The organism is Nocardioides sp. NPDC006273, from assembly GCF_040613495.1.
Taxonomy (GTDB): Bacteria; Actinomycetota; Actinomycetes; order Propionibacteriales; family Nocardioidaceae; genus Nocardioides.
The window spans coordinates 21,773-35,698 of the sequence record NZ_JBEXSD010000008.1 but is presented as its reverse complement, the minus strand read 5'-3'; the positions used below and the strand labels follow the sequence as shown (position 1 = coordinate 35,698).

The 13,926-nt window shown below is 68.5% G+C and carries 11 protein-coding genes and 1 pseudogene; 7 read left to right on the top strand and 5 right to left on the bottom strand.

What is annotated here, in order from left to right; genetic code table 11:
* The first annotated feature begins 10 nt into the window (after positions 1 to 10).
* The 3 genes from ABZZ22_RS05470 to ABZZ22_RS05460 are packed head-to-tail and all read left to right on the top strand — an operon-like array spanning position 11 to position 2,132.
* Positions 11 to 463, top strand: coding sequence for a hypothetical protein (locus tag ABZZ22_RS05470; RefSeq protein WP_354927606.1), 453 nt, complete (start codon positions 11 to 13; stop codon positions 461 to 463).
* A 12-nt stretch (positions 464 to 475) separates the two neighbouring features.
* Positions 476 to 706 (top strand): hypothetical protein, encoded by a 231-nt coding sequence (locus ABZZ22_RS05465; protein ID WP_354927604.1) that lies wholly within the window; start codon positions 476 to 478, stop codon positions 704 to 706.
* Between the two features lie 10 nt (positions 707 to 716).
* Complete coding sequence (locus ABZZ22_RS05460) at positions 717 to 2,132, top strand: DUF6880 family protein (RefSeq protein WP_354927602.1); 1,416 nt, start codon at positions 717 to 719, stop codon at positions 2,130 to 2,132.
* 148 nt (positions 2,133 to 2,280) lie between these two features.
* Here the strand turns inward: ABZZ22_RS05460 and ABZZ22_RS05455 are convergent.
* A pseudogene (locus ABZZ22_RS05455) lies at positions 2,281 to 2,448 on the bottom strand (DUF255 domain-containing protein); the annotation flags it as partial.
* Positions 2,449 to 2,674: 226 nt separating this feature from the next.
* Here ABZZ22_RS05455 and ABZZ22_RS05450 point away from each other — a divergent pair.
* Entirely contained in the window at positions 2,675 to 3,274 is a 600-nt protein-coding gene (locus ABZZ22_RS05450; protein WP_354927600.1) for a hypothetical protein, read from the top strand.
* A gap of 115 nt (positions 3,275 to 3,389) precedes the next feature.
* Here the strand turns inward: ABZZ22_RS05450 and ABZZ22_RS05445 are convergent, their stop codons facing one another.
* The 4 genes from ABZZ22_RS05445 to ABZZ22_RS05430 form a co-directional block, all read right to left on the bottom strand.
* Entirely contained in the window at positions 3,390 to 5,141 is a 1,752-nt protein-coding gene (locus tag ABZZ22_RS05445) for a beta-galactosidase family protein (protein ID WP_354927598.1), read from the bottom strand.
* A 73-nt stretch (positions 5,142 to 5,214) separates the two neighbouring features.
* Entirely contained in the window at positions 5,215 to 6,558 is a 1,344-nt protein-coding gene (locus ABZZ22_RS05440; RefSeq protein WP_354927596.1) for an extracellular solute-binding protein, read from the bottom strand.
* 15 nt (positions 6,559 to 6,573) lie between these two features.
* Positions 6,574 to 7,446: a carbohydrate ABC transporter permease gene (locus ABZZ22_RS05435; RefSeq protein ID WP_354927594.1), complete on the bottom strand. Its 873-nt coding sequence runs from the start codon at positions 7,444 to 7,446 to the stop codon at positions 6,574 to 6,576.
* Positions 7,443 to 8,378 carry a sugar ABC transporter permease gene (locus ABZZ22_RS05430; RefSeq protein WP_354927592.1) on the bottom strand — a complete coding sequence of 312 codons (936 nt, stop codon included), beginning with the start codon at positions 8,376 to 8,378 and terminating at the stop codon, positions 7,443 to 7,445. The genes ABZZ22_RS05435 and ABZZ22_RS05430 overlap by 4 nt, the downstream gene beginning before the upstream one ends.
* A 111-nt stretch (positions 8,379 to 8,489) precedes the next feature.
* Between ABZZ22_RS05430 and ABZZ22_RS05425 the strand changes: the two genes are divergently transcribed.
* From ABZZ22_RS05425 to ABZZ22_RS05415, 3 genes are read left to right on the top strand one after another with little or no spacing between them, the layout of a single operon-like run.
* Positions 8,490 to 9,518 (top strand): LacI family DNA-binding transcriptional regulator, encoded by a 1,029-nt coding sequence (locus tag ABZZ22_RS05425; protein ID WP_354927590.1) that lies wholly within the window; start codon positions 8,490 to 8,492, stop codon positions 9,516 to 9,518.
* A complete protein-coding gene (locus ABZZ22_RS05420; RefSeq protein WP_354927588.1) occupies positions 9,515 to 11,575 on the top strand; it encodes a beta-galactosidase in 2,061 nt (686 codons plus the stop codon). The genes ABZZ22_RS05425 and ABZZ22_RS05420 overlap by 4 nt, the downstream gene beginning before the upstream one ends.
* Positions 11,572 to 13,782: an alpha-galactosidase gene (locus ABZZ22_RS05415; RefSeq protein WP_354927586.1), complete on the top strand. Its 2,211-nt coding sequence runs from the start codon at positions 11,572 to 11,574 to the stop codon at positions 13,780 to 13,782. Before ABZZ22_RS05420 ends, ABZZ22_RS05415 begins: the two co-directional genes overlap by 4 nt.
* The last annotated feature ends 144 nt before the right edge of the window (positions 13,783 to 13,926 follow it).

The window sequence follows — 13,926 nt, the reverse complement described above, 5'->3', positions numbered from 1 at the left end:
CCATCGCGGCATGGCACGCCAGCGTCTGATCCGCCCTGCCACACCTCTGCCCGCTGAAGATCTGTTGGTGCGGGCGCTGTTCCAGACCTATGCGAGCGGCGTTGACTTCGACCGCGACGCGCTCGTGGCGGACGCGGCTTATAACTTCGAGCTGTTCGGCTACTTCGGCCTTTCGCTGTGGCACGTCTCGGACGTCTGGCCTCTCGAGCGGATCCTCACCGACAAGACACGCAGGGCTCGCCGGGTCGCGATGTTCACGGCGGGAGCGCTGCAGACACAGGGGCTCGGCCTGGTGCCGAGCGGGAAGGCGCCACACTACGACGCCAGCCACGGCCCGGTGTACGGCAGCACCTACGCCAACGTTCAGATCACCTCAGGTAGCGCCGAGGAGCTCGTCGATCGTTTCCTCGCCGCCGCCTACACTGTGGAAGACAACCCGCACCATCAACAGGAACCGAGCTGAGAGGAGTTCGACATGATCTCAATCGACATCGACGCCGACCTGAACCTGGTCGACGACGAGGACCGTAACGTCGCTCGCCTCCCCGACCGTCGCAGGTTCCAACCTGGCGACGTCGCCGTCGCCGGCCGCCCGGGCTTCTGGTCGTGGGTCCTGATCGACGAGATCGCCGACGGCTCGATCTACTTCCATCAGATCAGCGGCCGCGAAGCCGCCACTCACGGTGATCTCACCGCCTCGGCCTGACGGAGAGGTTGTGTCCGACCAGATCGACACGGTTGCAGAAGCCGACGATGACGTCGATCTGGCAGGCTACCTCGCAGCACTGGACCATCAGGCGCTCGTCGACCTCGTTCTGGAACGAGCGGCCACAGACGGGCTCTTCGACGCACGACTCCGGGCCGCGGCCGCGAGCACCAGTAGTCCGCGGCCCTCCCTGACGGCCTATCGGCAGGCGCTCGCCTCAGCGTTCGACACCGACGGGTACGTCAGCTACCGCGAGACGTACGACTACACCACCGGCATCAGTTCCATGCTCGACGAGCTGCAGGCACTGCTCGATGAGGGCCACGCCGCCGAGGTGATGGCACTGAGCGAGTACGCCGCCCAGCTGGCCCAGGATTCACTGGGCTACGTCGACGACTCGGACGGCGGGATGTCGAGGGTGGCCGAGCAGATCAGCGACCTCCACCGATCCGCCTGCCTGGACGCACAGCCGGACCCAGTCGAGTTGGCCCGTAACCTCTACCGCCTCGAGCGCAACGGCGACGACCTGGAAGTGTTCTACGGCGCCGTCGAGGCATACGCCGAGATCCTCGGCGAGACGGGCCTGGCCGAGTACAGCCAGCTGGCCCGATCTGAGTGGGAGCAGGTCCCCGCACTCGGCCCCGGAGACGACAAGACCTGGTCCTCGGACCGCTTTCGCCTGACCCGCATCATGGTGTCCCTCGCCGAGCTCTCCGACGACGTCGACGAGGTCGTCAACGTGCTTGCGCGCGACCAGTCCACGGCCTATCAGTTCGTCAGGATCGCCGAGGTCCTGCGGCAGGCCGATCGCCGTGACGAGGCGCTTGAGTGGGCGCTCAGGGGTTTGTCGCTGCACGGCTACCGCGACTACCGCTTGGTTGAGGTCGCGGCCGAGGAGCACCACCGGCTCGGCCGCGCCTCGCAGGCGGTCGAGCTCGCCTGGCAGGCCTTTGAGGAGATGCCCGGAGTGCAGACCTACGGCCGGCTGAAAGAGCACGCCGAGCGCGCGGCCACATGGCCCGCCCACCACGAGCGCGCACTCAGCCACCTCCGCCGGCAGTCGAGCGGACAACGCGACCGCTCGACCCTGGTCGCAGTCTTGCTCTTCGACGGCGCGATCGAGGAGGCCTGGGCCGAGGCCACCGTCGGCGGCTGTCGACGCGACCAACTACTGGAGCTCGCCCGCTTCCGCGAGGATGACCACCCAGATGACGCCATCCCGCTGTGGCGCGAGGAGGTGACTCGCGAGATCAACGCGATGAACAACTCCTCCTACGCCAACGCCGTCTCCACGATCGAACGGATCGGCCGGCTGCTGGCAACGGCTGGGCGCAAGGGTGAGTTCCCGACGTACGTCTCCGAACTGGCCACACAGCATCGCCGCAAGCGGAATCTCATGAAGCTCTTCGCCGAGCGAGGGTGGTAGGGACGCGATCCCCCACGTGATACACGTAGTGATACACGAAGCTGCGGAATCGCCGTTGTACGACGTTCAGTGTCGAACCTAATTGAACTGAAATATCCCACTTGACCAGCCATTTTATCTGTATCGGCCAGATCCTGAGCGTACGCAGAATCACGTGGCACCAGTGGCAGGCGGCGTAGCCGACCGAGAGCAGGACAGGTACGTCCCGCCGCCGCGCCTCCTCGAACGCATCGGTCCCCCACTCCCACCAATCCACCGGATTCTGAGCATGCTGGAGCAGGTACGGCGAGGTCGCAGAGGCGAGTCGGTTGGCCACTCCCCCAGCCTTGCACGCACGTGTATGAGTGATGCAAACGAGTCACATGACATGGATTCTTGACACGTATTCCGCTTCAACATTCAGTGGCCGACGGCAGACACCACGCTTACGGTGGCGTCGCCGGGCTTGGCGAAGCGCCCCTGGAACCTGGGCGAGCCGGTGCAACACATGTTCTCGTTGGCGCGTCATGAAGACACACATCGCCCGGACTCGGAGGTTTCACATGAAGCAGTTCGTCGTCTTCCTTCTCATCGGCGCGCTCGCACCCGTGTTGGGGCCGGTCCTCAGCGCCCAGGCGCTGCCGCCCGACCTCGTCTGCGACGGTAGCTACCACCACCGGACGTTCCGTAACGTAGTCATCCCGGACGACGCCCGCTGCGTGATCACCATTTCCAGGATCACCGGCAATGTCCGCACCACCGGTGCACCGAGGGTGGTCAGCATCACCGACACGAGCCTCGGCCGGAACGTCCACGTCCGCAACGTCGTCGAACGCGTCACCATCGGGGCCGCCGGGTGCCGCGTGGACCCGGTCGCCGGACGAAATCTCATGGTCCGCAACTCCCGCAACGTGGCGATCTGCGAGATGTCGATCGCCAACAATCTCGTGGTACGCGACAATCGAGGGACCTTGATGGTCCGGGACAACAAGGCGTGCAACAACCTCCGCGTCGTCGGCAATCACGTCCGTTCCCTGCGTGTGCTCAGGAACTCCTACGCCGGCAACTTCTCGGTGGCTCGCAACAGCTGGGTGGACCGCAGGATCGTGAGGGACAACGTGGAGCTACATCAGAACCCCGCGGCGTGCCGTCGGGTTGGATGAGTGATTCCACGCCACCGTCACGACCTCCACGAACGCGATCCCGGGGGTCCGAGTGTCCTCGAGCATCGGATCAAACCGGCAAGAACCGCGGCCCGCACCCGCACGAGAGCCGGCCTCAGTCCTCGAGCGGCCCCAGGGAGGGTCCGGCGACGAACCGGGCCGTCGGATCGGCGAGCACCTCCAGCTCCAGTACGACCAGCTCGTTGCGGCCGGGCCGCAGCACTGGGCCGGGCACGAAAAGGGTGTGCTGCGGCCCGCGCCGCCAATAGCGCCCCAGGCAGAAGCCGTTGACCCAGGCGATGCCCTTGCCCCAGACGGTGGTGTCGAGGAAGAGGTCGACGTGGGGCTCGGCCGAGAAGAGTGCGCGCCACGCGGTGGGCCCGACCCCAGAGCCACGGCCGTCTGGTGGGCCGGTCTCCCACAGGCGCGGCACCCGGTCGAGGTCGACGGCCAGGACCTCCCAGCCCGTGAGTGGCACCCCGCCGAGCAGAGCCGGCCCGACCAAGCCCTTGTGCTCTCCGATGCGGGCGCCGTAGTTGACCCGCCCCTGGTCCTCGACGACCAGCTCCAGTCGGCGCCCGCACGGCAGCGCGATCGCCCGCTCGTGGTGCTCCCGCTCGAGGATGCCGACAGGAACGCCATCGAGGAAGGCGCCGGCTCGGTCACGGACCTCGCCGAGAGTGAGGATGCCCGGGCGGTCGCCGGACAGCTCGGTCCGGTAGACCGCCAGCCGGGTCTCGGTCTCCAGCTGGTCCAGCACCGGGAGCGACTCCCAGCTGGTCCAGGAACCCCAGGGCGCCGGGTCGTCGAGCAGCCGGACCGGCTCACCCAGGACCACCGTCTGCTCGGGGGCAGGACCGGCCGCGCCGGGAGTCTCGGTCGGCACCGGGGCGTAGCGGGAGATGACGTCTCTGAACGCGAAGTACTTCGCGGTCGGGTTCCCGGCCTCGTCCAGCGGAGCGTCGTAGTCGTACGAGGTCACCGTCGGCCGATAGGTGCCCTTGTCGTTGGCCCCGCTGGTCAGGCCGAAGTTCGTGCCCCCGTGGAACATGTACACGTTGACCGAGGCGCCAGCGGCGAGGAGAGCATCGAGCTCCTCGGCGGCCTGCTCGACGGCGGTGGTGTGGTGCCGGCCTCCCCAGTGGTCGAACCAGCCGTCCCAGAACTCCATGCACATCAGCGGCCCGGTCGGCTGGTGGTCGCGGAGGGTGCGCAAGCGATTCACGCTGTCCGAGCCGAAGGAGCTGGTACGCAGCACCCCGTCGAGACCGCCAGCGGCGAGCATCGCGTCGACAGGCTGGTCCACGGTGACCAGCGGCACGCCGACGTCGGCTCCGCGGATCATCTCCACAAGCGCCTGCAGGTACGACGCGTCGTCGCCGTACGCGCCGTACTCGTTCTCGACCTGGACCAGCAGGACGGGTCCGCCCAGATGGATCTGGTGGGGGTGCACCACCGCCAGCACTTGGTCGAGATACTTCTCGATCGCATCCAGGAAGCGTGGCTCGTGGCGGCGGATCCCGACGTCCGGATCACGGAAGAGCCAGGGCGGCAGCCCACCGTTGTCCCACTCCGCGCAGATGAACGGCCCCGGACGGATGATCGCGTACATGCCTGCCTCGGCCACCAGGCTCAGGAACCGAGAGAGGTCGAGGATTCCGTCGGTCTCGAAGACTCCCGGCTGAGGGCTGTGGGCGTTCCACGGCACGTAGGTCTCGATGGTGTTCAGGCCCATCAGCCTGGCCTTCTCGATCCGGTCCGCCCAGTGATCTGGGTGGACCCGGAAGTAGTGCAGCGCGCCGGAGAGGATCCGGAACGGCTCACCGTCGAGGAGGAAGTCGGTCTCGCCGATCGTGAACTCGGGCATGCCTACCTCTCGCGAGGGACCGACAGCCGCCGCTCCGCGATGTGCGGCGGCTGTCGGTCTCGTCAGTCGTGGGTCAGTTGACGCTGAAACCCTGCTCGGCGCCGTACTTCACGAGCGCTTCCTGCCAGGCGCCGAGGCCGTCCTCGAGGGCGGAGTGGGTCTGGTAGGACTTGCCGACGGTGTCGCCGTAGATCGTGTCTGCGTACAGCTGGTACGGCAGGTACTGCCAGCCCTCGACCACCTGGGTGGCCGCGCCGGTGAGCACTTGGTTGACCTGCTGGCCACCGAAGTAGTCGAGCTTCTTGTCGACGAACGCCGGGTCCTGCAGGTCCGCGACCGTGGCTGGGAAGCCGCCGCTCTCCAGGAACGGCTCGACGCCTTCGTCGTGGTTGAGCCAGCGTACGAACGCCGCCGCCAGCGCGGGGTTCTCACTCTGCTCCAGCACCGACTGGGTGCCGCCGCCGTTCTCGGCGGTCGCCGGCTGTCCGTCGTACGTCGGCATCGGCGCGGCCCGCCACTTGCCCGCACCGTCGGGCACGGACTGCTCGAACACGCCGGGTGCCCAGGCGCCGAGAGGGATGGACGCGATGGTCCCGTCACCCAGCGCCTTATACCACTCCTCGGTCCAGCCGGGGATGGTGCAGACCAGTTCGTCCTCGATGAGCTGGTTCCACACGCCCGTCCACTTCTGCGTGCCTTCGTCCTGCAGATCGATCGAGACGCTCTCGCCGTCGGACTGGAACGGCGTGCCGCCGGCCTGCCAGATCATGCTCGTGGTGAACCCGGCGTCGCCGCTGTCGTTGGTGATGCACTGCGACGGGTTCTCCTTCTTGATGGTCCGAGCCGCCTCGACGTACTCGTCCCAGGTGGTCGGCACCTCGAGCTTGTGCTCGTCGAAGACCTGCTGGTTGTAGAAGAGCGCCATCGGGCCGGAGTCCTGCGGCAGCCCGTAGAGACCCTCGCCGGCCTGCACCGAGGCCCAGGTCGACGGCGTGTAGTCCGACTCGAACTCGTCGAAACCGTACTGGCGCAGTTCGACCAGCTCGCCGGGCAGCGCGAACTGCGGCAGCGCCTTGTACTCGACCTGGACCACGTCGGGGCCGCCCGAACCGGCCTTGATCGCGTTCTGCAGCTTCGTGTAGTGGTCGTTGCCGGTGCCGGCGTTGACCAGCTTCACCTCGACGTTCGGGTACTGGTCCTCGAACGCCGCCACTTGGGCCTCGGCGGATGGGGTCCACGTCCAGTAGGTGATGGTGCCCCCTTTCTCGAGAGCGGCGTCGAGGTCTGCGGCCGTGCCTTCGCCTCCGCTGCCGCCCCCATCGTCCGAGCCGCAGCCGGCGAGCACTGAGGCGGCCGTGAGGGCTGCGGCGACAAGGGCGATCCGGCGGCGGGCTCTGCGCCCACTGATGATCAACATGTCGATCCTTTCATTTCACTGTTTGACGCTCCCGGCGCTCAGGCCGGACTGCCAGAACCGCTGGAGGAGGATGAAGGCGATGGCGAGAGGGACGATGGTCAACAGGGACCCCGTGACCACCAGGTTGTAGACGGGCTGCGCGTTGGCGCCTGTCGCCTGGGCGCTCCACTGGGTGAGGCCCACGGTGAGCGGGTAGAGCTTCGGCTCGCTCAGCATGATCAGTGGCAGAAAATAGTTGTTCCACGTCGAGACCACGGCGAACAGCAGCACCGTGACGATGCCAGGAGCGAGCAGGCGCAGAGTGACCGTGAAGAAGATCCGGATCTCGCCGGCACCGTCGATGCGCGCCGCCTCGAGCAGCTCATCCGGCACGGCGTCCGCGGCGTAGACCCACATCAGGTACAGGCCGAACGGGCTGATCAGCGAGGGGATGATGATCGCCCAGACCGTGTTGGTGAGCCCCATGTTCGAGAACATCAGGAACGTCGGCACCGCCAGCGCGGTGCCGGGCACGGCCACCGCGCCGATGATGACGGCGAAGACCGTTCGGCGCCCGGGGAAGCGGTACTTGGCCAGGCCGTAGCCGGCCGCGGTGGCCAGCAGGGTCGCGCCGCCGGCACCCACCACGACGTAGAGGAGGGTGTTCGCCAGCCAGCGCAGGAAGATGCCGTCTCGGTAGGTCAGCGTGTCGCGGATGTTGCTGAAGAACGCGAACTCGTCGCCGACCCACAAGCCCGGGCTCGAGAACAGATCCTCCTGTGTCTTGGTGGCACTCAGGATCAGCCACGCCAGCGGCACCAGCGTGTAGACGAGGAACAGCGCCATCAGCACGGTCAGCAGCGGCGACCGCCGCGGCGTCAGCGGCGACGTGCTCACCCGGCGGTTCACTTCATCGCCTCTCGTGAGCCGCGGAGCTGGACGGCGTACGCGATCACGGCGGTCAGCAGGCCCATCACGATCGCGACCGTCGCCGAGTAGTTGTACTGCTGCCCGCCGAAGGACAGGTTGTAGGCGTAGAGGTTCGGTGTGTAGTAGGTCGTGATGACGTTGGGTTCCAGCGTGCGCAGGATGTTCGGCTCGTTGAAGAGCTGGAAGGTCCCGATGATGGAGAAGATCGTGGCGATCATGATGGCCCCGCGCAGGGCCGGGATCTTGATCGAGAGCACGGTCCGTAGCGCCCCGGCACCGTCGAGGGCGGCGGCCTCGTAGATCTCGCCGGGCACGGTGCGCAACGCGGAGTAGAAGATCAGCATGTTGTAGCCCACGAACTCCCAGGTCACGATGTTCGCGATCGAGGCGAGCATCCAGTTGCTGCTGAGCGGCACGATCGAGGTGCCGAGCAGGTCGTTGAGGTCGGCGGCCAGCCCGAAGTTGGTGCCGTACATGAAGCCCCACATCAGGACGGCCACGACGCCGGGAACGGCGTAGGGCAGGAAGATCACGAGCCGGAAGAAGCTCGAGGCGTAGAGCCGGGCGCTGTCGATGGCCAGCGCGGCCACCAGAGCGAGGCCGAGCATGATCGGCACCTGCACTACGAAGAACACCAGGACCCGCAACGAGCCGTCCCAGAACTTTTCGTCGCTGAACACGTCGACGTAGTTGTCCAGACCGACGAACTCCGTGGTGCCGAAGAACGCCTGCGCGCGGAAGAGACTGAGGTAGGCGGCGTAGCCGATCGGCGCCAAGAAGGTCAGCGCGAAGACCGTCAGGAACGGGCCGACGAAGATCCACCCCTTCTTGTCGGTGCGCGACCACCGGCGACCGGGCACTGGTGGTCGCCCACCACCGCGGGTCTCCCGGGCTCTCTCCAGCTGGGTCACGGTCCCACCTCCCTTCACCGCCCATCCGATGGCGGCCTGTTAACGTCAACAGGTACAGTGACGTACGACACATGTTGACGTCAACAGGTTGGCGAAAGGATTATTCGGCCCATGGCGACAGACAGCACGGCCGCGCGACCAGCGACACGGCGAGGGGCCTCTCAGGCCGACGTTGCCCGGATCGCTGGGGTCTCGGGACAGACGGTCTCACGGGTCGCGAACGGCGCCCGCTATGTCGACCCGGCCACCCGGGAGCGGGTGCTGTCCGCGATGCGGGAGGTCGGCTACCGGCCCAACCGGGCGGCCCGGGCGCTGCGCAGCGGACGGTTCCAGAGCATCGGCGTGATCGCGTTCGAGCTCTCCAGCGTCGGCACCACCCACACCCTCGACGCGATCGCGGCCGCCGCCACCGAGACCGGGTACGCCATCAACCTGCTGCCGGTTCTGGACGCCGTCCGAGCGGCGTTCGACCAGCTCGGCGAGCAGGCGGTGGACGGCATCATCATCCTGGTCGAGACGCACCGGCTCGACGGCGTCGCCGTGCCGGAGGGACTGCCGGTGGTCGTGGTCGACTCCAGCGCGCAGTACAACTACCCGATCGTCGACAACGACCAGGCCCAGGGGGCGCGGTTGGCCACCGAGCACCTGCTCGACCTCGGGCACGAGACCGTCTGGCACGTCGCCGGGCCGGAGCTGTCCTACTCCGCGCGGCGCCGCCGGACGTCGTGGCAGGGGACGCTCGAGGCCCACGGCCGAACGGTGCCGCCGGTGCTGTCGGGCGACTGGTCGACCGCATCCGGCTACGAGGCCGGCCTCCGGCTGGCCGACAACGAGGAGGTGACCGCGGTGTTCACCGCGAACGACCAGATGGCCCTGGGACTCCTCAGAGCCCTGCACGAGCGCGGTCGCCGGGTCCCCGACGACGTCAGCGTCGTCGGCTTCGACGACATGGAGGAGGCGGCGTACTTCTGGCCGCCACTGACCACCGTCCACCAGTCGTTCGACGAGGTCGGCCGGGGCGCGGTCGATGCCCTGATCCGGCAGATCCAGTCCGGCGAGCACGAGCACCAGGAGGTCCTGGTGCCGCCCCGGCTGGTGGTCCGGGCCAGCACCGCGCCGCCCCGCGGGACGACCGCATGAGCCGGGGACGCCACCTGTGGGTGCGGTGGCCCGAGTCGCTCACGACCGAGAGCGCTCGCGGACCGCTCGGTTTCGGGGCCGACTACAACCCCGACCAGTGGGACCGGGAGGTGTGGGACGAGGACGTCCGGCTGATGCGCCAGGCCGGGGTGAACATCGTCTCCCTCGGGATCTTCTCCTGGGCCCGCCTGCAGCCGACCGAGGACACCTGGGACTTCGCGTGGCTCGACGAGGTCATGGACCTCCTGCACGCCCACGGCATCGCTGTGGACCTCGCCACCGCGACCGCCTCGCCGCCACCCTGGTTGGCCGCCGGGCACCCGGAGATCCTTCCTGTAACGCGCGCCGGCGAGACCATGTGGCCGGGCGCCCGGCAGCACTGGCGGCCGACGTCACCGGTGTTCCGACAGCACGCCCTGGCGGTCGTCGAGGCGATGGCGAGCCGGTACGCCCAGCACCCGGCGCTCGCCGCCTGGCACGTCTCCAACGAGCTCGGTTGCCACAACCTCTACGACTACTCCGACGACGCCGCGGCGGCGTTCCGCGCCTGGCTGTCGCACAGGTACGGCGACCTCGACGGGCTCAACCACGCCTGGGGCACCGCGTTCTGGTCGCAGCGCTACAGCGATTGGAGCCAGGTGCTGCCGCCGCGGCTGGCGCCCACCATTCCCAACCCGACACACCAGCTCGACTTCAAGAGATTCTCGTCCGACGCCCTCAAGGACTACCTGCGCGCCGAGCGGGAGATCCTCGACCGTCAGACCCCCGAGGTGCCGGTGACCACGAACTTCATGGTGATGGCCCACTTCAACGGCATCGACTACGCCGACTGGGCGGCCGAGGTCGACTTCGTCTCCAACGACCACTACACGCTCGTCGACGACCACGCCCGCGACGAGCTGTCGTTCTCGGCCAACCTGACCGGCGGCATCGCCGGCGGCGAGCCGTGGTTCCTGATGGAGCACTCGACCAGCGCGGTCAACTGGCGCGCGATCAACCCGCCCAAAGCGGACGGCGCGCTGGTGCGGGACTCGCTCACCCACGTGGCACACGGTGCGGACGCCGTCTGCTTCTTCCAGTGGCGGCAGTCCGTGGCCGGCGCGGAGAAGTACCACTCGGCGATGGTGCCCCATGCCGGCGAGGACAGCGAGGTCTATCGGACGGTGGTCCGACTCGGCGGGCACCTCGAGCGGCTCGCCCCCGTCGTCGGGTCGCGGCGCCGGCAGGCTCGGGCCGCGATCCTCTTCGACATCGAGTCGTCATGGACCCTCGACCTGGAGGCCAACCCGAGCTCGTCGGTGAGCCATCGGGCGGAGGCGCTCGACTGGTACGTCGCGTTCCTCGCCCTCGGGGTCCGGGCTGACGTCCTGCCCATCGGCGCTCCGCTCGACGGGTACGACCTCGTGGTGGCGCCGGTGCTGCACATGATGCCGGCCGCGACGGCCGACCTGCTGGAGGCCTTCGTCGACCGCGGTGGCCACCTGGTCACGACCTACTTCTCGGGCATCGTAGACGAGAACAACCACGTGTCGCCGGGTGGCTACCCGGGTGCGCTGCGCGACCTGCTCGGCATCCGCATCGAGGAGTTCGGGCCGCTCCTGGACGGGGGCGAGGTCGTTCTCGACGACGGCAGTGTCGGGACGCTTTGGACCGACCGGATCACCGCGACGGCTCCCGGCACGCAGGTCCTCGCGACGTACAAGACCGGCCTGCAGGCGGGCCGACCGGCAGTGACCCGACGGGCCCTGGCTCACGGCTCGGCCACCTACGTCTCCACCCGCTTGGGTGCGGAAGGTCTCGAGCCGCTGCTGGCCCGACTGCTCGAGGCCGCCTGCGTGGACAGCGACCTGCCCGAGGGGCTTCGTGGCCGGGTGGAGCTGGCCATCCGCGCAGACGGCGAGCGGGAGTACTGGTTCCTGGTCAACCGGACCGACGAGGTGGTCGACCTCGGCGAGCTGGGCGACCTCGGCGAGCCGGTGTTCTCCTCGGGCGCCAATCGCGGCGAGGTCGAGCTGGCGGGCTCCGGAGTGGCCGTGTTCACCCGCGCCGCCCGATGACCAGCACGACCCGTCGCCCCGGCGGTGTGCACCTCCGCCGCGGCGACACCAGCCTGGTTGTCCGGCTGGACTCCACCGAGCTCCCGTGCATCCTTCACTGGGGACCGGATCTCGGCGAGACCGCGGTCGAGCACCTTCCCGACCTTCTCCGTTCGCTCGAGATGCCGAGCCTCGACGGGGCGATCTACCAGCACTCGTGGGCCTCTGTGCTGCCGCAGCAGACCAGTGGCTGGGTGGGTCGGCCGGGCCTACTGGGCAGCCGCGCCGGCCAGGCCTGGGCGCTCACCTTCGACGTGGTGGACCACACGGTCACCGAGTCGGCCGACTGCACCCGGCTCACCAGCGTCGCGTTGGACAGGCCGGCCGATGTTGAGGTGACCACCGAGATCGAGCTGTTCGGGAACGGTCTGCTGCGACTGCGTGCCCGCGTGCGGAACCTGGCGGCGACGCCGTACGAGGTGACGCTGCTCGAGCCGGCTCTGCCGGTGCCGGCCGAGGCCGACGAGCTCCTGGACATGGCCGGGCGACACGCCCACGAGCGCACCCCGCAGCGCCACGCGTTCACCCAGGGACAGCATGTCCGCGAGGCCTGGGGCGGTCGTCCCGGCCACGACTCGGCCACCGTGCTGTGCGCCGGCCGGTCCGGGTTCGGCTTCCGTGCCGGCCGGGTGTGGGGTGTTCACCTCGGCTGGAGCGGCAACCAGGTGCTCTGCGCCGAGAGTTCCTTCACCGGCTGGAAGCTGCTGCGCGGGGGCGAGCTGATCATGCCCGGCGAGATAGTGCTGGGCCGGGACGAGACCTATGCCTCGCCCTGGCTCTACGCCTCCTGGGGCGAGGGGCTCGATGCCTTCTCCGGTCGCTTCCACGAGCACCTGCGAGCGCGCCCGACCCACCCGCGTCGCGAGCGCCCCGTGCTCCTCAACACCTGGGAGGCCGTCTACTTCGACCTGGACATGGAGAAGCTGATCGAGCTCGCCGAGCGTGCTGCCGAGCTGGGTGTCGAGCGGTATGTCCTCGACGACGGCTGGTTCAAGGGGCGTCGCAACGCGACGAGCTCGCTGGGCGACTGGGTGGTGGACGAGGAGGTGTTCCCGGACGGTCTCACCCCGCTGGTGAAGACCGTGCAGGGTCTGGGCATGGAGCTCGGGCTGTGGTTCGAGCCCGAGATGGTCAGCCTCGACTCCGACGTGGCCCGGGAGCATCCCGAGTGGATCCTCGGCACCCACGCCGGTCCCGGCATCAGCTCGCGGGACCAGCATGTCCTCGACCTCACCAATGAGGACGCCTGGGACCACGTGTTCGGCCAGATCTCGGCGCTGGTGGACCGCTACGGCATCGCCTACATCAAGTGGGACCACAACCGTGCCCTGACCGGCGCGGGCCGCGGCCGGGACCACAGGCCTGCGGTCCACCTGCAGACACTCGCGGCCTATCGCCTGATGGACGCACTCCGTGCCGAGCATCCCGGACTCGAGATCGAGTCCTGCTGCGGAGGTGGCGGGCGCCTCGACCTGGGAATCCTCGAGCGGACCGACCGGGCCTGGGTCTCCGACTGCATCGACGCGCACGAAGGGCACCGTCTGGTCCGGTGGACCGGGCTGACCCTCCCGCCCGAGCTGATGGGCACGCACGTGGGATCGAGCACCGACCACACCACCGGACGCCGGCACACCCTGCGCTTCCGCGCCGGCACCGCCGTGTGGGGACACCTCGGCATCGAGTGGGACCTCACGACCATGCCGGACGAGGAGCGCGAGGAGCTCCGGGCCTGGATCGCGCTGCACAAGCGGTTCCGTGGGCTGCTCCACTCCGGCCGCGTCGTGCGGGCGGACACCGTGCACGACGGCCTCCAGCTGGACGGCGTGATCGCCGCTGACGGGCGCGAGGCGCTGTTCCGCCTGTCGGCGCTCGACCTCACCCTGGGCCAGCCGGCCGGCCGCATCCGGTTCCCCGGCCTGACCCCGGAGACGGCCTACCGAGTGACGCCGGTGCCCCTTGCGGTCTCGCCCAAGGACCACCCACGTCCCGCGTGGTACGACGGCGGTGCGGTGATGACCGGCCGACTGCTCGACGAGGTCGGCGTGATCGCGCCCCTGCTGGAGGCCGACGACCTGGTCATCGTGCACCTGGCCGCGGAGGCCTGTCCGGTATCTCCTGAGAGATCACATGACGGAGGTGAGGGGACTCGGACCCTCGACCCTCACTAGTGGCGCGTCCCGGAAGTTCCTAGGCGCTTCGCGCCGCCATGGCACGCACCCTTCGACAAGCTCAGGACATCGCCTCGCGGCGTTGGCGCCGCTCGGAAGACGCCCGGTATGACTTCGCGACGCCGGCCTTGCGATGCACGCACC

Bases quoted from the DNA above. Each gene is read 5' to 3' on its own strand.
- ABZZ22_RS05440 (WP_354927596.1), bottom strand. From the start codon at position 6,558: ATGTTGATCATCAGTGGGCGCAGAGCCCGCCGCCGGATCGCCCTTGTC.
- ABZZ22_RS05445 (WP_354927598.1), bottom strand. From the start codon at position 5,141: ATGCCCGAGTTCACGATCGGCGAGACCGACTTCCTCCTCGACGGTGAG.
- ABZZ22_RS05450 (WP_354927600.1), top strand. From the start codon at position 2,675: ATGAAGCAGTTCGTCGTCTTCCTTCTCATCGGCGCGCTCGCACCCGTG.
- ABZZ22_RS05415 (WP_354927586.1), top strand. From the start codon at position 11,572: ATGACCAGCACGACCCGTCGCCCCGGCGGTGTGCACCTCCGCCGCGGC.
- ABZZ22_RS05425 (WP_354927590.1), top strand. From the start codon at position 8,490: ATGGCGACAGACAGCACGGCCGCGCGACCAGCGACACGGCGAGGGGCC.
- ABZZ22_RS05470 (WP_354927606.1), top strand. From the start codon at position 11: ATGGCACGCCAGCGTCTGATCCGCCCTGCCACACCTCTGCCCGCTGAA.
- ABZZ22_RS05420 (WP_354927588.1), top strand. From the start codon at position 9,515: ATGAGCCGGGGACGCCACCTGTGGGTGCGGTGGCCCGAGTCGCTCACG.
- ABZZ22_RS05465 (WP_354927604.1), top strand. From the start codon at position 476: ATGATCTCAATCGACATCGACGCCGACCTGAACCTGGTCGACGACGAG.